This window comes from Salinispirillum marinum, assembly GCF_042650105.1.
In the GTDB taxonomy this organism is placed as follows: Bacteria; Pseudomonadota; Gammaproteobacteria; order Pseudomonadales; family Natronospirillaceae; genus Salinispirillum; species Salinispirillum marinum.
In genome coordinates, this window is record NZ_JBHSAL010000001.1 from 1,193,472 (window position 1) to 1,210,972 (window position 17,501).

Here is a 17,501-nt window from a genome sequence, read left to right on the forward strand (position 1 = left end):
CACAGGTAACGCATGAAAAGAACACTTGGAATTGTGGGCGCAGGCCAATTAGGCCGTATGATGGCGTTGGCGGCGGCACCTTTGAACATCCGCTGTTTGTTCTTGGACCCGGCCTCTGATGCCTGCGCCAGCGCTTACGGTGAACATATTGTGGCCCCCTACGACGACGTTGAGGCGGCGCTCACCTTAGCGGCGCAAGCGGATGCGGCAACCTTCGAGTTTGAAAATGTACCGCCCACCACCTTAGCGGCCATTGCCGCTGAAATTCCGGCGTACCCTACGGCAGCGGCCTTGGCGACCTCGCGGGATCGGTGGGTAGAAAAGTCTCTGTTCCAGCGCTTGAACATTCCGATTCCAGCCATCGCAAAGATTGATTCACAAGCCGATCTTGATCAAGCGGTTGTCAATATTGGCCTGCCTGCGGTGGTGAAAACCCGTACCATGGGGTACGACGGTAAAGGCCAGAAAGTGTTGCGTACCCCAGCGGACACGGCCGGCACTTTTGCCGAGCTGGGCAGTGTGCCCTTAATCATGGAAGGCTTTGTCGATTTCGATGAAGAAGTCTCTTGCGTGGCCGTGCGGGCCGTCGACGGCGACATGCGCTACTACGATCTGGTTTTGAATGAACACCAAAGCGGTATTTTGTATCGCTCACAGCCGCTGGCGGCCCACCTACTGCAAGCTCAGGCACAAGATTATGTGCAGCGGGTAATGGCCGAGCTGGACTATGTGGGTGTGATGGCCTTCGAGTTCTTCCGTAAGGGTGAACAGTTGATGGCCAACGAAATTGCCCCGCGCGTACACAATTCCGGGCACTGGACCATCGAGGGTGCCACCACCAGTCAATTTGAAAACCATGTGCGTGCGGTCTGTGGCCTGCCATTGGGCGACACCCAAACGCGGGGACATGTGGTGATGCTGAACGTATTTGGTGCCCACCCCGATGTGACGGCGTTGTGGCGGTTGCCCGGCGTGCATTGGCATGACTATGACAAAACCGACCGCCCTGGCCGAAAACTGGGCCATGTGACCATAACCGCGACGACGACGGATGAACTGGCGGAACGCGAAACGGCAGCGGCGGCTTGTTTGCGCAATGTTCGAGGCTAACGGGATTGAAGACGCTAATCACGCCGCGTAAACGCAGCCAAACCATCACCTTAGTGGTGCTCTTACTGCTGATGGGCTTGTTTTACTACCTGCAATGGCCTACCCGCGTGCGCCCCCTGCCCACGCCGGAAGTAGCCGTGCATTTGCCAGTGGCCGACCTCACGGTATGGTTTGAGCGCACCCCGGATCAGGCCGAGCTTCTGGCGCCTGGTGGACTCAGTGGCCCGGTGCAAGCCACCAACTGGCAAGCCAATCGCAGCGGCATCAATATGCTGGTACAGGAATTGGTTTATCCCGCTGGCGTGTTGGAAAGCCGTGCCGAAGCTATTTTTGCCGACGCTATGCAGGCTGACCTAAGCGGCTTTGGTGGCGAGCTGACCGTGCTTTCGTCTGCTGGCGCTTCAAGCCGACAGCGCGTGGACTATACCCTGCGCGATGAGGCCAGCGGCCGCCAATATGTCGGTGTGCTTCTGGCCCGCCCGCCCGCATTGGTCAAAATGGGTTGGGTGTTCAGTGACGCCGAACGTTTGCCACGCGTGCAGGCCATGATTGAAAAGCTGAACGGAATTCCCAGTGTCCCTTAACAGAAATCCAATGAATTTCTGTTAAGGGACACTAACACTGTATTGGCTAATTTTTATCCGTATAATACATCCCCCGTTTTCTTCTCGACCCGAGGTTGTTGTGAATTTCCCAACGCAGTTTGATGTCATTGTTATCGGCGGCGGACACGCTGGCACAGAAGCCGCATTGGCGGCGGCTCGCATGGGCGCGCAAACCCTGCTGCTAACGCACAACATCGAAACCGTCGGCGTTATGTCCTGTAACCCGGCGATTGGCGGCATTGGCAAAAGCCATTTGGTTAAAGAAATTGATGCCTTGGGCGGTGCCATGGCGCGCGCGACTGACCGCGCGGGCATCCAGTTTCGGGTGTTGAACAGCCGCAAAGGCCCTGCCGTGCGTGCTACCCGTGCGCAAGCCGATCGCCAACTGTACCGAGCGGCCATTCGTGAGATTGTTGAAAACCAGCCCAATCTTTTCGTGTTTCAGCAAGCCGCTGATGACTTGATCATCGAGCAAGACCGCGTGTGCGGCGTGGTCACGCAAACTGGCATTCGCATCCACAGTAAAACGGTGGTGTTAACCGCCGGTACCTTCTTGGGTGGCCGCATTCATGTGGGTATGGATAACTATCAAGGTGGGCGCATGGGCGATGCACCCGCTAACAAGCTGGCGGAACGCTTGCGGGCGCTGCCGTTTAAAGTCGGTCGGTTAAAAACCGGCACCCCGGCACGGATCGACGCCCGTACGGTCGATTTCAGTGTGATGGAAGAGCAAGCGGGCGATACCCCGCTGCCCGTGATGTCGTATCTGGGCTCGGTTGAAGAGCACCCGCGTCAGGTCAGTTGCTACATCACGCACACCACGGAAGCCACACACGATATCATTCGCAGCAACTTGGATAAGTCGCCCATGTACGCCGGGGTGATTGATGGCATAGGCCCGCGTTATTGTCCGTCGATAGAAGATAAGGTGGTGCGCTTTGCGGATAAATCTTCGCACCAAATTTTTGTTGAACCGGAAGGGTTGACCTCCTACGAACTCTACCCGAACGGCATTTCGACCAGCTTGCCTTTTGATGTGCAGGTGCAGTTTATCCGCACTATGAAAGGCTTTGAAAACGCTCACATGACGCGTCCCGGTTACGCCATTGAGTACGATTTCTTCGACCCGCAAGACCTTTCGCACTGGATGGAAACACGGTACGTGCAGAACCTGTTCTTCGCCGGACAAATCAACGGCACCACAGGTTATGAAGAAGCCGGTGCGCAAGGCTTGTTGGCGGGCTTGAATGCAGCCCTTCGGGCGCGTGATGCCGAGCCGTGGTATCCCCTGCGCGATCAAGCCTATGTCGGCGTGTTGATGGACGACCTGATCACCATGGGTACTAAAGAGCCTTACCGCATGTTCACCAGCCGGGCGGAGTATCGCTTGTTGTTGCGCGAAGACAATGCCGACCAGCGCTTAACCGAAAAAGGTCGCGAGCTGGGCTTGGTGGAAGATGAACGTTGGGCAGCCTTTGCGCGCAAACAAGACGCCATTCAAGCGGAAACGGCGCGTATTGCTACGAGTTGGGTACGCCCAAATACACCGCATGGCGAAAAAGTTGCGACCTTGCTGCAACAACCCTTACGGCACGAGTATTCTCTGCGTGACTTATTGAAGCGCCCGGAAATCAGTTACGCCAATTTGATCGAATTGTCCGATACGCACCCGGAATTGCCCGCCGAGGTTACCGAGCAAGTTGAAATCGCAGTGAAATACGAAGGCTATATCAAGCGCCAACAAGAAGAGATCGACGCCCTGCGTAAGCATGAAAACACCGCGTTGCCGACCGACCTTGATTACAGCGTTATTTCCGGGTTGTCGAACGAAGTGCGACAAAAACTGCAACAAGTTAGGCCTTCTACCCTGGCGCAGGCCGGGCGGATTTCCGGGGTGACACCGGCCGCCGTTTCCTTATTATTGGTGCACCTGAAAAAACAATCTGTCGCGCGTAAGAGTGCCTGAGCATGACAGAGAGCTATCGCGCGGTGCTGCAAAACGCCATTGCCCAACTGGCAGTGCAGGTGACGGACGAGCAGGTTGACCAATTATTGGCCTACCACGCCGGGTTGATCAAATGGAACAAGGCGTACAATTTAACGGCTGTGCGTGATCCGATGGATATGGTGCATCGCCATTTAATCGATAGCTTGAGCATCGTACCCTTTATACCGGCCGGTCGTTTACTGGATGTAGGCACTGGCGGTGGCTTACCCGGCATGGTCATTGCGTTGGTTCGGCCGGATGTTGAGGTCACCTTGCTGGACAGCAATGGAAAGAAAATTCGCTTTTTGCGGCAGATGACCATGGAGTTAGGTTTAAAATCGGTTGCAACCATACAGACTCGTGTGGAATCCTACAGCGCGAAACCCTATGACGTGATCACCAGTCGGGCGTTTGCTACCCTAGCCGACATGGTGCATTGGTCGCGTCATCTATTAGCCCCGGAGGGGGTTTTTGTGGCCATGAAAGGCCAATACCCGGATGCAGAACTGGCCGAACTGCCAGCGGATATCGTGGTTCAAGCGGTCCGTCAGTTGCAGGTACCCGGTGCCGACGGGCAGCGTCATCTCGTGCTTCTAGGACTAAACGCTGCGTAACTCGCGGTGGTTCATAGAAGTCAAAGCAGAATTCAATGACCCGAACATCGTCTCGGGTTGTGCTTGCGGAGTGTTGCATGAAGAAGATCATCGCCGTCACGAACCAGAAAGGGGGCGTGGGTAAAACCACCACCGCCATCAATCTGGCGGCTTCCTTAGTAGCCACCAAGCGTAAAGTGCTGCTGGTGGATATGGACCCGCAAGGCAACGCCACCATGGGCAGCGGCATCGATAAAAATGCGTTAGAGCATCACCTATACCATGTCTTGATTGACCAGATGCCCGCACAGAACGTCATCGTCCATGCGGCACCAGCGGGCTATGATATGATTCCCGCGAACGGCGATGTGACCGCTGCTGAAGTGGAATTGTTGTCAGTAGAAGGTCGTGAGTATCGACTGGCACGCGCACTGGAACCGATTGCCGCGCAATACGACATGATCATTCTCGATTGTCCACCGTCACTGAACATGCTGACCGTCAATGCCCTCAGTGCGGCCGACGCTGTGCTCATTCCTGTGCAGTGTGAATATTTTGCCCTTGAAGGCATTGCGGCATTGCTGGATACCATCGAACAAATTAAAGAATCCACCAATCCGAGACTGGTGGTTGAAGGTGTACTGCGTACCATGTACGACGGCCGCACCAGCTTGACCACCGATGTATCCAAGGAACTGCAAAACCATTTTGGTAGCCGTTTGTACCGTACGGTTATCCCGCGTAATATTCGCGTGGCCGAAGCGCCTTCACACGGTTTACCGGTCATGCAATACGACCAGTCGTCGCGCGGCGCGTTATCCTATTTGGCCTTGGCGGGTGAATTTATTCGTCGACAAGAAGACACCCCGTCCACCGCAGTTGAGTAAATGTTGCTATGTCGGTAAAGAAAAGAGGATTAGGGAAAGGCCTCAGTAGCCTGATCGGACCATCCACCGCACCCCGTGAAGTGCCCGTGCAACCCGTTGCTAATGCAGACGTAGCGGCTGCTCCGGTGCCGCTGGCCGATCCGCGCGGCGAATTGACCTATCTGGCGTTAGACAGCTTGCAGCGCGGGCAATACCAACCGCGCCGCGATATGACACCCGAAGGGCTGGAAGAATTGGCGGCGTCGATTCGCTCGCAAGGGGTGATCGAACCCATCGTCGTGCGCTCCATCACCACGGGCCACTATGAAATCATCGCCGGTGAACGGCGCTGGCGTGCCGCTAAGATGGCCGGGCTGGACAGCATTCCAGTGGTGATTCGTGAGGTCAGCGACGAAGACGCCATTGCCATGGCGTTGATCGAAAACATTCAGCGTGAAGACCTGAATCCGGTCGAAGAAGCCTCCGCCTTGCAGCGTCTGCAGAAGGAATTTGAACTGACGCAGCAAGAAGTTGCCGATATCGTCGGTAAAAAACGGGCGACGGTGGCAAATTTACTGCGTCTTTTGAATTTGAGCTCCGAAGTGCGCCGAATGTTGGAACATGGCGACTTGGAGATGGGTCATGCCCGTGCCCTGTTAGCGGTAGACGGCCCCGATCAAGTCAAATTGGCCCAAGAAGTGGTCGCCAAGGCCTTGAATGTGCGGCAAACGGAAGCCTTGGTAAAAGCCCATCAAGACCGGGGTAATAAATCCTTGCCCGGTAAGCCTGTGGTGGATGCGAACATCCGTAAACTGGAAGACACCTTGGCCGCTCGCATCGGGGCGCCTGTGGTCATCAAGCACGGCAATAAAGGTAAGGGCTCTTTGGTGATCAGTTACAACAGTCTCGATGAGTTGGATGGAATTCTAGACCACATAAAATAAGAAATTGCGACAGATCATCCATCTCAGCGCCGCAAGGTGGAACTGCGCCAGCGAAAAGCAAATCAACTATTGAAGGGGCGGCTTTGAACACCTATACTTTGCCGCGATTTTGAGATCATAGCTGATAAGAAACAGAGGCCCGGTGACCAAGCAGCAGGTAAGCACACCGCAGGCACAGCAACAGCATGTGGCAGACGTAAAGCGGCACATCCGAACGTCTGGCTGGTATGAACTCGCAACACTGATCTTGCTCGTTTTTGTCACTGTGCTGGTGTCGCGCTCGGTGGCTATAGCGGTCTTGTTGGGTGGTATTCTTTATCTGGTACCACAGTGGTTCTTCACGCTGTTAACGCTACGCCACCTCGGCGCGCCCCATTCGATTGGGGTTTTCTTATCCACCATGATTGGTTTCACCGGAAAATTAGTGTTCACTGCATTTGGTTGTGCGGTGATCTTTTCGCAATACCCAGACGTTGCGGCAGGTTGGTTGATGACCACTCTGTTCTTTTTTTATGTATATGGTCTGGTAGTGCGCAGTATTCTAATTTAATTGCCGCTGCGGCGGTAAAAGAGGCTTAAACGACTATGGCATACGAGAATCCGGCGGAATACATCCAGCACCACCTGTCGAACCTGACGTTTGGTAAACACCCTGAACTGGGTTGGAAAATCGCAACATCTTCTGAAGTCCCTGCAATGGGTTTCAACGCCATCCACGTCGATTCCATGTTTTGGGCGACCAGTTTGGGTTTGTTGTTTTGCTTTATCTTTGGTCGAGCGGCTAGGCGTGCTACCTCAGGGGTACCGAGCAAGCTGCAATGCGCCATCGAGATGGTCATCGAGTTCATCGATAAGACCGTTAAAGAAGTTTTCCACGGCCGTACGGCCAGCATCGCGCCTATGGCATTGACGATCTTTGTGTGGGTGTTCCTGATGAACCTCATGAAGTTAATGCCGGTGGATCTTATCCCTTACACACTGGAAGTTGTGTTTGGTATCGGCTACCAGAAGGTTGCCGCAACGACAGATCCTAACGTGACCTTGGGTATGGCCGCTTTTGTACTGATCATGGTGGTTGCACTGTCGATCAAGGTCAAAGGTTGGGGCTTCTTGAAAGAACTTTCGTTTACCCCGTTCAACCACTGGTTGTTTATCCCCGTGAACTTGTTCATGGAAATCGTTGGTTTGATCGCCAAACCCATCAGCTTGGGTCTGCGTTTGTTCGGCAACATGTACGCCGGAGAGATGATTTTCTTGTTGATCGCCTTGATGTTCAGTGCCGGCTTATTGTTCTGGCCATTGGCGGGCGGTCTGCAATTTATCTGGGCCGTCTTCCACATCCTGGTCATCACGCTGCAAGCATTCATCTTTATGGTGCTGACCATCGTGTATCTGGCGATGGCGCAAGAAGACCACTAGACGCTGTGACGGGAATGACCTAAAGGGTCATTCCATACCTGTTTACTGTTTGACGCTTTAAAACTTGAAACTACTGAAACTTAGGAGAAAACCATGCTTATATATATTGCTGTTGCAATCGTTTTGGCTGCTGGCGCTTTGGGCGCATCTTTGGCAATCAGCTTGCTGGGTGGCAAACTGCTGGAAACTTCAGCACGTCAGCCTGAACTGGCACCTGCTCTGCAAACTAAATTCTTCATCATCGCCGGTCTGGTAGAAGCGATTCCTATCATCGGTGTTGGTATTTCTATGTACCTGATCTTCGTTGTTGCTTAATTTCGAATGCTAATTCACAAAACGCCTGCGGGCGTTTTGCAATTCGTCACTAATCAACAGAAGAGGTGAAGACGTGAACTTTAATTACACGTTTGTTGGTCAAATCATCACCTTTGCTCTGTTCGTTTGGTTTTGTGCCAAGTTCGTATGGCCGCCGCTGATTGCGGCCATCGAAGAACGCCAGAAAAAAATCGCTGATGGCTTAAACGCCGCTGATCGCGCAGCGAAAGATCTGGAACTGGCGCAAGACAGTGCTGCCGCAAAACTGCGGGAAGCTAAAGAGCAAGCTGCAGCCATTATTGAGCAGGCGAACCGTCGCGCTGCCAAATTGGTTGAAGAAGCAAAGGATGAGGCCCGTGCCGAAGGTGAGCGTATGCTGGCAACAGCACGCGACGACATTCGCCACGAGCAGAACCTGGCTAAAGAAGAGTTGCGTGCGAAAGTTGCCGTGCTCGCTATGCTGGGCGCAGAAAAAGTATTGGATGCCTCTATCGACGAGAAAGTCCACAGTGACATGCTGGAAAAACTGGCAGCAGAACTGTAAGGGGGTGGCGCTATGGCAGAAATCAGCACGTTAGCACGTCCCTACGCGAAAGCGGCGTTTGATGTTGCCAAGGCAAATGGTGAATTGAGTGGGTGGTCCGCCATGCTGCGTTCTTTAGCGAGCGTAGCGGCCCTGCCCGCTGTACAGGCACTGGTCAATCACGTCAGCCTAACGACCGATAAAAAGGTCGAACAACTGAAGTCGTTGTGTCAGGAAAATATGGTTAAGAGTGGTGAAAATCTGCTCGTCACCATGGCTGAAAATAGCCGTTTAAGCCTGTTACCAGAAGTCTTTGAGCAATTCGAAACGCTGCGTTTGGCGGAAGAACAAACCGCCGATGTGGTCATATCTACTGCGTTCGCGTTGTCCGATGCACAGTTAAACACCCTGTCAGATAAACTTGCCAAGAAACTGGGCCGTCAGGTTCAGGTATCGACAGAACTCGATCCGTCGCTTAAAGGCGGTGTCATCATTCGTTACGGCGATACGGTGATTGACGGTTCTGTACGTGGTCGTTTGGTCAAGCTGGCAGAAGCGATGAATTCCTAATTGAGGGAAATAGCATGCAGCAACTGAATCCTTCAGAAATCAGTGAAGTGATCAAGAAGCGCATTGAGGGTCTCAATGTCTCTTCTGAAGCAAAAAATGAAGGCACGATCGTGTCGGTATCGGACGGTATCGTTCGTATCCACGGCCTTGCCGATGTAATGTACGGCGAAATGATCGCCTTTGATGGTGGCCTATACGGCATGGCACTGAACTTGGAGCGTGACTCCGTCGGTGCCGTTGTACTGGGCGACTATAAAGGTTTGGCCGAAGGTCAAAAATGCCAGTGCACCGGTCGTATCCTTGAAGTACCCGTTGGCCCTGGTTTGATGGGTCGCGTTCTGGATGCATTGGGTAACCCAATTGATGGCAAAGGCCCAGTGGATGCCGCAGGCACCGACGCTATTGAAAAAGTAGCGCCTGGTGTTATTGCGCGTCAATCGGTCGATCAGCCGTTGCAAACCGGTTATAAAGCCGTAGACGCCATGGTGCCAATCGGCCGTGGTCAGCGTGAGCTCATCATCGGTGACCGTCAGACGGGTAAAACCGCCATGGCGATCGATGCCATCATTGCGCAAAAAGAAACCGGCGTTAAATGCGTTTACGTTGCCGTTGGTCAGAAGCAATCGACCATCGCCAACGTCGTGCGTAAGCTGGAAGAGCATGATGCATTGAAGCACACCATCATCGTGGCCGCTTCAGCTTCTATGCCTGCATCCATGCAGTTCTTAGCACCTTACGCTGGCTGCACCATGGGTGAATACTTCCGTGATCGCGGCGAAGATGCGTTGATCGTATACGATGACCTGTCCAAGCAGGCTGTTGCATACCGTCAAATCTCCTTGCTCTTGCGTCGTCCGCCCGGTCGTGAAGCCTATCCTGGTGACGTATTCTACCTGCACTCGCGTTTGCTGGAGCGTGCTTCACGCGTGAACGCGGAAGAAGTTGAAAAACTGACCAACGGCGAAGTGAAAGGCAAAACCGGTTCTTTGACCGCTCTGCCGATCATCGAAACCCAAGGTGGTGACGTATCGGCGTTCGTTCCAACGAACGTAATTTCGATCACCGACGGTCAGATCTTCCTCGAAACCAACCTGTTCAACTCCGGTATTCGTCCGGCTATGAACGCGGGTATTTCGGTATCGCGGGTAGGTGGTGCAGCGCAAACCAAGATTGTTAAAAAACTGTCCGGTGGTATTCGTACCGCGTTGGCACAGTACCGCGAGCTTGCCGCTTTCTCGCAGTTCGCATCGGATCTGGACGAAGCAACCCGTGCTCAGTTAGATCACGGTGAGCGTGTAACCGAGCTGATGAAGCAAGGCCAATACGCACCGCTGTCAATCGCTCATATGGCCGTGTCCATTTTTGCGGCGAACGAGGGTTACCTCAAAGACGTCGCTGTTGCAGACATAGGTTCATTCGAGGCTGACTTGCACAAATTCATGGACGCGGAATACGCCGATTTGATGAAAGACATCGTTGCCACCGGCAAATACGATGACAGCATCGAAAAAGCATTCCGTGAAGCCATCGAAAAGTTCAAGGCATCTCGTTCCTGATCAACGTTGAACAGGTCATCCACGGATGCCCTGTTCAGCACAGTGAGAGGCGATAATTATGGCAGCCGGAAAAGAGATACGTACCAAAATTGGGAGCATCAAGAACACGCAGAAAATCACTTCCGCGATGGAGATGGTGTCTGCGAGTAAGATGCGCAAAGCCCAGGACCGGATGCAAGCCACCAAGCCGTATACTGAAAAAGTACGGTTAGTCATCGGCCACATTGCGAATTCGGATACCGACTACGACTACACGCACCCCTATATGGAAGAGCGTGAAATAAAAAACGTAGGTTATATCGTGGTATCGACGGATCGTGGATTGTGCGGCGGTTTGAACGCGAACATGTTCAAAGCGGTGCTCAAGTCGATTTCTGACTGGAAAGGTCAAGCTGTCGGCGTTGAGGTGTGCACCATCGGGAACAAGGGCGCGGGTTTCATCCGTAAAATCGGATTGAAGATCGCTGCTGCGACGAGCTCGTTAGGTGACAAGCCTGAAGTCAAAGATGTTATTGGCTCTGTGCAAGTCATGCTGCAAAAGTACAACAAGGGTGAGATCGATCGCCTATATGTGGTGTACAACGAGTTCATCAATACCATGACGCAAACGCCGGTGGTTGAGCAAATGCTGCCATTGGTGGCGGCTGAAGACGACACCGCGAAACGTGACATTTGGGAATACATCTACGAGCCAACAGCAAAGAGTTTGTTGGACGGGTTGTTCTCACGTTACGTCGAGTCCTTGGTGTACCAGGCTGTAGTGGAAAACTTGGCTTGCGAGCAGGCCGCTCGAATGTTGGCAATGAAGAACGCGACAGACAATGCGGGCACACTGATGGATGAGCTGAAGTTGGAATACAACAAAGCCCGTCAGGCCAGCATTACGCAGGAATTGTCGGAAATCGTAAGCGGCGCCATGGCGGTTTAAGCAGGCGATCTTGAATTGAGAGGAAATACTAATGAGTAGCGGAAAGATCGTACAGATCATCGGCGCTGTAGTAGACGTGGAATTCCCACGTGACTCCGTGCCTAAAGTGTATGACGCGCTGACCGTGGCAGGTAAAGACCTGACCTTGGAAGTTCAGCAACAGCTGGGCGACGGCGTGGTGCGTACCATCGCCATGGGTGCCTCAGAAGGCTTAACCCGTGGTTTGAACGTCGACAATACCAACGGTCCTATCATGGTGCCGGTAGGTGTTGAAACATTGGGTCGGATCATGGACGTGTTGGGTAACCCCATCGACGAACGTGGTCCTATCGGTGAAAAAGATCGCATGTCGATCCACCGTGATGCACCGACCTATGCCGAGCAAGCGCAAAGCCAAGAGATCCTGGAAACAGGTATTAAGGTAATCGACTTGATCTGCCCGTTTGCGAAAGGTGGTAAGGTTGGTTTGTTCGGTGGTGCGGGTGTTGGTAAAACCGTAAACATGCTGGAACTGATCAACAACATCGCCAAAGAACACTCCGGTTTGTCCGTGTTTGCCGGTGTAGGTGAGCGGACGCGTGAAGGTAACGACTTCTATCATGAAATGTCGGAAGCTGGCGTAATCCAGTTGCAGAACCTACCTGAGTCGAAAGTTGCGATGGTATACGGCCAGATGAACGAGCCACCGGGTAACCGTTTGCGCGTTGCACTGACCGGTTTGACCATGGCGGAAAAATTCCGTGATGAAGGCCGTGACGTATTGTTCTTCGTGGACAACATCTATCGTTATACCTTGGCCGGTACAGAAGTATCAGCACTGCTGGGTCGTATGCCTTCTGCGGTAGGTTATCAGCCAACGCTGGCGGAAGAGATGGGTGCGCTGCAAGAGCGTATCACCTCAACCAAAACAGGTTCGATCACCTCTGTGCAAGCAGTATACGTACCTGCGGATGACTTGACCGACCCATCGCCTGCTACCACGTTCGCCCACTTGGATGCGACCGTTGTACTGAGCCGTGATATCGCTGCTTTGGGTATTTACCCAGCGGTAGATCCATTGGATTCTACGTCACGTCAGCTTGATCCTTTGGTAATCGGCCGTGAGCACTACGAAGTAGCGCGTGACACGCAGCAAGTATTGCAGCGTTATAACGAGCTGAAAGACATCATTGCGATTCTGGGTATGGACGAATTGTCCGACGAGGATAAGCAAGTGGTGGCGCGGGCTCGTAAGATCCAGCGTTTCTTGTCACAGCCGTTCCACGTGGCAGAAATCTTCACCGGTGCGCCTGGCAAATACGTTTCCCTGAAAGACACCATCAGTGGTTTCCAGGGCATTCTGGATGGTAACTACGACCACATTCCTGAGCAATTCTTCTACATGAAGGGTACGATTCAAGAAGTGATCGAAGGCTACGAAGCCAGCAAGGCCAAATAATGAATTCCGGTGTCGTTGATTTTGTATCGACGGCACTGGCTTTCAGTGATCCCTTAGGGAGTGAAAGATGGCAATGACAGTACATTGCGATATCGTCAGCGCTGAAGGCAAGATCTTTTCTGGCTTGGTTGAATTCCTAGTGGCCAGTGGTTCGATGGGTGAATTAGGTATATTGCCGAATCACGCACCACTACTGACTACATTGGAACCAGGCTATATCAAGATCACCCGTCAAGGTGGCAAAGAAGAAATGATGTACGTGTCCGGTGGCTTCTTAGAAGTGCAACCGAACCTGCTCACCATTCTTGCCGATACCGTGACTCGGGCCGATGATATCGATCAAGCGGCTGCCGAAAAAGCGGCGGAAGAAGCGAAGAAAGAAATGGAACACCTCGTTGGTGATCCAGATTACGCCTACGCAGCGGCACGTTTGGCGGAAGCCATGGCGCAGTTGCGCGTGTTGGAAGCGATGCGTCGCCGACGCAAGTAAGGCCCAGCCACACGAAAGGCAACAAAGAAGCGACCTCCGGGTCGCTTTTTTTATGGGCTCCATTTTATGCGTACCGGAATTTAATGGAAAAATGCAAAGTCAGGAAATAATTGACAAATAAAGGGCTATAAATGTCATTCAATAGGCTTAGAATGGCACCATTGAATGGAGAAGAATGGAAATGTCAGTACATATTGTCATTTTGGCTGCAGGCCAAGGGACTCGCATGAAGTCCGCACTGCCCAAAGTTTTACACCCCATTGCGGGCAAGCCCATGGTTCAGCATGTGGTCGATGTAGCACGTACCTTAGGCGAAGCAATTACCCTCGTGGTCGGCCATGGTGCCGATGCGGTAAAGGCACAGTTTGCCGGGCAGTCCGTACACTTTGTCACCCAGCATGAACAGCTGGGTACCGGTCATGCTGTGGCGCAAGCCTTGCCGCATATACAAGCAAGCGACCGTGTTCTGGTGTTGTATGCCGACGTACCGCTCTTGCAGCATCACGTTCTTTTACCCATGGTCGCGGCGGAGCACCATCAAGCCCTGACGATTCTCACCGCACAATTGGACGACCCGACCGGCTATGGCCGTATTGTCCGCCAAGGCGAGCACATTCAAGCCATCGTAGAACAAAAGGACGCGACAGCAGAGCAGCTGGCGATCAGCGAAGTTAATACTGGCATCATGGCAATGACCGGTGAACACCTGCACCGTTGGTTGCCGAAATTGGGTAACAACAATGCCCAAGGGGAATATTACCTGACCGATTTGGTCGCTATGGCCGTGGCCGATGATGTGCCCGTGAATGCTGTTAAGGCGCAGGATGTTATCAGTACACAAGGCGTGAATAATCGCGTGCAACTGGCAGAATTAGAACGAGAATATCAACGTCGGCAGGCCGAAGCCTTGATGTTGGCGGGTGTAACTGTTCTTGACCCGCAGCGCCTAGATATTCGGGGCACCGTCAGCAGCGGGCAAGATACGCTGATCGATGTCAACGTCATTTTAGAAAACGTCACCTTGGGCGCGAACGTCACCATCGGCGCAAATTGCATCTTACGCGATTGCCGCATTGGCGATGGCGCCGTGATTCTGGACAACACACTGATCGAAGACGCCGACATCGGCTCGAATGCAAATGTCGGCCCCTTTGCTCGCATTCGCCCGGGCACCGTTCTGGAGGCCGGGGCTAAAGTCGGCAACTTTGTTGAAATCAAAAAAGCCCATATCGGCGCCGGTGCGAAAGTGAATCACCTCACCTACATTGGCGATGCTCGAATCGGTGCCAAAGCCAACATCGGTGCGGGGACCATCACCTGCAATTACGACGGGGTAAATAAATACATCACCGATATTGGCGCGGGCGCGTTCATTGGCTCCAACAGCACCTTGGTTGCCCCCGTGACAATAGGCGATGGTGGTTACATTGGCGCCGGTTCTGTGATCAGTAAAGATGCCCCCGCAGAGCAACTGACCCTGGCGCGTTCACGCCAAGTCACGATCGCTAAATGGCAGCGCCCAAGTAAGAAGGAATCCTGAGCGGTGACAGGCCAAAATAGATTCAGCGCCGTATTGTTCGATTGCGACGGTGTGTTGGTGGATTCCGAAACCATCGCCACACAGGCCCTGCATGCGTCATTGCAAGCTGTCGGTATCGAGATCACCGAACACGAGGTAGCAGAAACCTTTACCGGACATGCGTGGCCGCGTTGCATTGAGATCATCGAGGACATGTTGGGGCAGCCTATTCCTGCGCACTTTATGGCGCACAATCGACAGGAATTCGAACGCCTAATGCATCAGTCCTTGGTGCCAATGGCTGGTGTTTCGGCGGTACTGGACGGATTGCATCTTCCATTTGCTGTCGTCACGAATTCGCGGACGCAAGAATTGGCAATGAAACTTGAAGTGAGTGGTTTAAGCCCGTTCTTTCCGCCAGAACGCCGTTTCGATGCCGAACGTATGGGCGTGGCTAAGCCAGACCCAGCAATTTATCAACGTGCGGCTCAGCACATGGGTGTGGACATTCAGCAGTGCTTGATCATTGAAGACAGCTATCCGGGCTTAACGGCCGGAAAAGCCAGTGGCGCAACCGTATGGGCTTACCGTCCCGCCGCCACCTCCGAACAAATTGAACGTTTGAACATAGACCTTATCTTTCATGACTGGTCAGCATGGCCGCTGTAAGTTTTGCAGCACTCAATATTAACGCAGTAATACTGTCTAACCGTCTGGCGGGCACAAAAGCCACCGCATGGACGCAGGGAGAACACCGATGTGTGGAATAGTTGGCGCCGTAGCGCAACGTGACATTGTAGAAATTTTGGTCGAAGGCTTACGCCGCTTGGAATACCGTGGCTATGACAGCGCCGGGGTAGCGGTTATGGAAGCCCATGGCGCTACTCAACAGACCAAGCGTTTGGGCAAAGTCGCCGAATTGGCCGACGCGTTAAAAGCGAACCCGCTGAGCGGCGGCACCGGCATTGCGCATACCCGTTGGGCCACGCACGGTGAACCCAGCGAAGTGAACGCTCACCCTCATGTCAGTGGCGACATTGTGGTGGTGCACAACGGTATCATCGAAAATCACCAGGTTTTACGCAATGAACTGCGTGCCAAAGGCTATGAGTTTATTTCGCAAACCGACACCGAAGTCATCGCCCACCTCATCGCCGAGTTGCGCAAAGAGCACGACACCTTAGTGGAAGCGGTACAGGCCGCACGTAAACTGCTGCATGGCGCGTACGGTACAGCAGTGATGGACAGCCGCGAACCAGAAACGCTGGTCGTGGCTCGCTCTGGTGCGCCACTGGTCATTGGTTATGGCATTGGCGAGCACTTCGTCGCGTCCGATCAGCTTGCCCTGCTGCCTGTTACTCGTCGCTTCCAATTTTTGGAAGAAGGTGACGTGGCCGAAGTGAAACGCACTTCAGTACGAATTTTCGACGCTCAAGACAAACCGGTAGAGCGCGAAATTACTGAAAGCAATGTCACGCACGATGCAGGTGATAAAGCCGGATATCGCCATTTCATGCTGAAAGAAATTCACGAACAGCCCGATAGCTTACGAGCCACATTGGAAGGACGTGTAACTGACGGGCGTGTGGTGGCTGAAGCGTTCGGCGCAGGCAGCATCGACATTCTAAGGCAAGTGCAGGCCGTACAAATCATCGCCTGCGGCACCTCGTATCACGCCGGTATGGTGGCGCGTTATTGGTTTGAAGAAATTGCCGGTATTCCGTGCCAAGTCGAAATCGCTTCGGAATTCCGCTACCGCAAATCGGTGGTATTGCCCAACAGCCTGTTGGTGACCATTTCTCAATCGGGCGAAACCGCAGACACCTTAGCTGCGCTAAGGCTGGCAAAAGAGCTGGGTTACACCGCCTCGCTGACCATCTGTAATGCGCCCGGGTCCTCTTTGGTACGCGAGTCCGACCTCGCCTACATGATGCGCGCGGGCGTGGAAATTGGCGTAGCCTCAACCAAAGCCTTTACTGTTCAGCTCACAGGCTTGCTACTGCTCACCATGAGCATCGCGCAAGAACAAGGAAAGGACGTGAAAAGCGCCGTACAACTGCTGAACCAACTGCCCCGCTTGGTTGAGCGTGCGCTGAGCCTTTCGGACCAAATTGAAGCCTTGGCGGAAGACTTTGCACATAAACACCACGCATTATTCCTTGGCCGGGGTACTCAATACCCCATCGCTATGGAAGGTGCGCTGAAGCTGAAAGAAATTTCCTACATCCACGCCGAAGCCTACGCTGCGGGTGAATTGAAACACGGCCCGTTGGCGCTGATCGACGAAGACATGCCCGTTATCGTCGTCGCCCCGAACAACGACCTGCTGGAAAAACTGAAATCCAACATGGAAGAAGTGCGCGCGCGTGGTGGACAGCTTTATGTGTTTGCGGATGAAAACGCCGAGATGGAATCTGAACCTGGCATTCAAGTCATTCCGATGCAATCGGTGCCGGATTTATTGGCCCCGGTTATCTACACCGTACCGCTGCAACTGCTGTCGTACTATGTTGCCTTGATTAAGGGTACTGATGTGGACCAGCCGAGGAATTTGGCCAAGAGCGTTACGGTCGAATAATTCGCTAGGAAAAGTCGGTGTTCAACCGGGGCATCCTCGCTCCGGTTGAACACCAAGGTG

General features: G+C 53.3%; 18 protein-coding genes. All 18 read left to right on the plus strand.

Annotated features, from left to right (window positions below; genetic code table 11):
* The first annotated feature begins 12 nt into the window (after nt 1-12).
* The 18 genes from ACFOSD_RS05570 (at nt 13) to glmS (ending at nt 17,441) form a co-directional block, all read left to right on the plus strand.
* A complete protein-coding gene (locus ACFOSD_RS05570) occupies nt 13-1,110 on the plus strand; it encodes a 5-(carboxyamino)imidazole ribonucleotide synthase (protein WP_380692707.1) in 1,098 nt (365 codons plus the stop codon).
* Nucleotides 1,111-1,115: 5 nt separating this feature from the next.
* On the plus strand, nt 1,116-1,694 hold the full coding sequence (locus ACFOSD_RS05575) for a hypothetical protein (protein WP_380692706.1): 579 nt from the start codon (nt 1,116-1,118) through the stop codon (nt 1,692-1,694).
* A gap of 100 nt (nt 1,695-1,794) precedes the next feature.
* Nucleotides 1,795-3,681 (plus strand): tRNA uridine-5-carboxymethylaminomethyl(34) synthesis enzyme MnmG, encoded by a 1,887-nt coding sequence (gene mnmG / locus ACFOSD_RS05580; RefSeq protein ID WP_380692705.1) that lies wholly within the window; start codon nt 1,795-1,797, stop codon nt 3,679-3,681.
* Nucleotides 3,682-3,683: 2 nt separating this feature from the next.
* A complete protein-coding gene (gene rsmG, locus ACFOSD_RS05585) occupies nt 3,684-4,316 on the plus strand; it encodes a 16S rRNA (guanine(527)-N(7))-methyltransferase RsmG (RefSeq protein ID WP_380692703.1) in 633 nt (210 codons plus the stop codon).
* 77 nt (nt 4,317-4,393) lie between these two features.
* Entirely contained in the window at nt 4,394-5,182 is a 789-nt protein-coding gene (locus ACFOSD_RS05590) for a ParA family protein (RefSeq protein ID WP_380692702.1), read from the plus strand.
* Nucleotides 5,183-5,190: 8 nt separating this feature from the next.
* On the plus strand, nt 5,191-6,105 hold the full coding sequence (locus tag ACFOSD_RS05595) for a ParB/RepB/Spo0J family partition protein (RefSeq protein ID WP_380692701.1): 915 nt from the start codon (nt 5,191-5,193) through the stop codon (nt 6,103-6,105).
* A 142-nt stretch (nt 6,106-6,247) separates the two neighbouring features.
* Nucleotides 6,248-6,655, plus strand: a complete 408-nt coding sequence (locus tag ACFOSD_RS05600; protein ID WP_380692700.1) for an ATP synthase subunit I — start codon at nt 6,248-6,250, stop codon at nt 6,653-6,655.
* A gap of 35 nt (nt 6,656-6,690) precedes the next feature.
* Nucleotides 6,691-7,524, plus strand: coding sequence for a F0F1 ATP synthase subunit A (gene atpB, locus ACFOSD_RS05605; protein ID WP_380692699.1), 834 nt, complete (start codon nt 6,691-6,693; stop codon nt 7,522-7,524).
* Nucleotides 7,525-7,617: 93 nt separating this feature from the next.
* Entirely contained in the window at nt 7,618-7,839 is a 222-nt protein-coding gene (gene atpE, locus ACFOSD_RS05610) for a F0F1 ATP synthase subunit C (protein WP_380692697.1), read from the plus strand.
* 73 nt (nt 7,840-7,912) lie between these two features.
* On the plus strand, nt 7,913-8,383 hold the full coding sequence (locus tag ACFOSD_RS05615) for a F0F1 ATP synthase subunit B (protein ID WP_380692695.1): 471 nt from the start codon (nt 7,913-7,915) through the stop codon (nt 8,381-8,383).
* A 12-nt stretch (nt 8,384-8,395) separates the two neighbouring features.
* A complete protein-coding gene (locus ACFOSD_RS05620; protein WP_380692693.1) occupies nt 8,396-8,932 on the plus strand; it encodes a F0F1 ATP synthase subunit delta in 537 nt (178 codons plus the stop codon).
* Nucleotides 8,933-8,946: 14 nt separating this feature from the next.
* Complete coding sequence (atpA, locus tag ACFOSD_RS05625) at nt 8,947-10,488, plus strand: F0F1 ATP synthase subunit alpha (protein ID WP_380692692.1); 1,542 nt, start codon at nt 8,947-8,949, stop codon at nt 10,486-10,488.
* Nucleotides 10,489-10,546: 58 nt separating this feature from the next.
* Entirely contained in the window at nt 10,547-11,416 is an 870-nt protein-coding gene (atpG, locus tag ACFOSD_RS05630) for a F0F1 ATP synthase subunit gamma (protein WP_380692691.1), read from the plus strand.
* Nucleotides 11,417-11,447: 31 nt separating this feature from the next.
* Nucleotides 11,448-12,854, plus strand: coding sequence for a F0F1 ATP synthase subunit beta (atpD, locus tag ACFOSD_RS05635; RefSeq protein WP_380692690.1), 1,407 nt, complete (start codon nt 11,448-11,450; stop codon nt 12,852-12,854).
* Between the two features lie 67 nt (nt 12,855-12,921).
* Entirely contained in the window at nt 12,922-13,344 is a 423-nt protein-coding gene (locus ACFOSD_RS05640; protein WP_380692689.1) for a F0F1 ATP synthase subunit epsilon, read from the plus strand.
* Nucleotides 13,345-13,525: 181 nt separating this feature from the next.
* The gene (glmU, locus tag ACFOSD_RS05645; protein WP_380692688.1) at nt 13,526-14,884 is read left to right on the plus strand and encodes a bifunctional UDP-N-acetylglucosamine diphosphorylase/glucosamine-1-phosphate N-acetyltransferase GlmU; all 1,359 of its coding nucleotides are present in this window, start codon (nt 13,526-13,528) and stop codon (nt 14,882-14,884) included.
* Nucleotides 14,885-14,887: 3 nt separating this feature from the next.
* On the plus strand, nt 14,888-15,532 hold the full coding sequence (locus ACFOSD_RS05650; RefSeq protein WP_380692686.1) for an HAD family hydrolase: 645 nt from the start codon (nt 14,888-14,890) through the stop codon (nt 15,530-15,532).
* An 88-nt stretch (nt 15,533-15,620) separates the two neighbouring features.
* Nucleotides 15,621-17,441, plus strand: coding sequence for a glutamine--fructose-6-phosphate transaminase (isomerizing) (glmS, locus tag ACFOSD_RS05655; RefSeq protein WP_380692684.1), 1,821 nt, complete (start codon nt 15,621-15,623; stop codon nt 17,439-17,441).
* Nucleotides 17,442-17,501: the final 60 nt, after the last annotated feature.

Excerpts from the sequence above, each read along its gene's own strand:
- glmS (WP_380692684.1), top strand. The coding sequence starts at position 15,621 with ATGTGTGGAATAGTTGGCGCCGTAGCGCAACGTGACATTGTAGAAATT.
- atpB (WP_380692699.1), top strand. The coding sequence starts at position 6,691 with ATGGCATACGAGAATCCGGCGGAATACATCCAGCACCACCTGTCGAAC.
- glmU (WP_380692688.1), top strand. The coding sequence starts at position 13,526 with ATGTCAGTACATATTGTCATTTTGGCTGCAGGCCAAGGGACTCGCATG.
- ACFOSD_RS05590 (WP_380692702.1), top strand. The coding sequence starts at position 4,394 with ATGAAGAAGATCATCGCCGTCACGAACCAGAAAGGGGGCGTGGGTAAA.
- atpG (WP_380692691.1), top strand. The coding sequence starts at position 10,547 with ATGGCAGCCGGAAAAGAGATACGTACCAAAATTGGGAGCATCAAGAAC.
- ACFOSD_RS05570 (WP_380692707.1), top strand. The coding sequence starts at position 13 with ATGAAAAGAACACTTGGAATTGTGGGCGCAGGCCAATTAGGCCGTATG.
- ACFOSD_RS05620 (WP_380692693.1), top strand. The coding sequence starts at position 8,396 with ATGGCAGAAATCAGCACGTTAGCACGTCCCTACGCGAAAGCGGCGTTT.
- rsmG (WP_380692703.1), top strand. The coding sequence starts at position 3,684 with ATGACAGAGAGCTATCGCGCGGTGCTGCAAAACGCCATTGCCCAACTG.
- ACFOSD_RS05640 (WP_380692689.1), top strand. The coding sequence starts at position 12,922 with ATGGCAATGACAGTACATTGCGATATCGTCAGCGCTGAAGGCAAGATC.
- atpE (WP_380692697.1), top strand. The coding sequence starts at position 7,618 with ATGCTTATATATATTGCTGTTGCAATCGTTTTGGCTGCTGGCGCTTTG.
- atpD (WP_380692690.1), top strand. The coding sequence starts at position 11,448 with ATGAGTAGCGGAAAGATCGTACAGATCATCGGCGCTGTAGTAGACGTG.
- ACFOSD_RS05595 (WP_380692701.1), top strand. The coding sequence starts at position 5,191 with ATGTCGGTAAAGAAAAGAGGATTAGGGAAAGGCCTCAGTAGCCTGATC.
- atpA (WP_380692692.1), top strand. The coding sequence starts at position 8,947 with ATGCAGCAACTGAATCCTTCAGAAATCAGTGAAGTGATCAAGAAGCGC.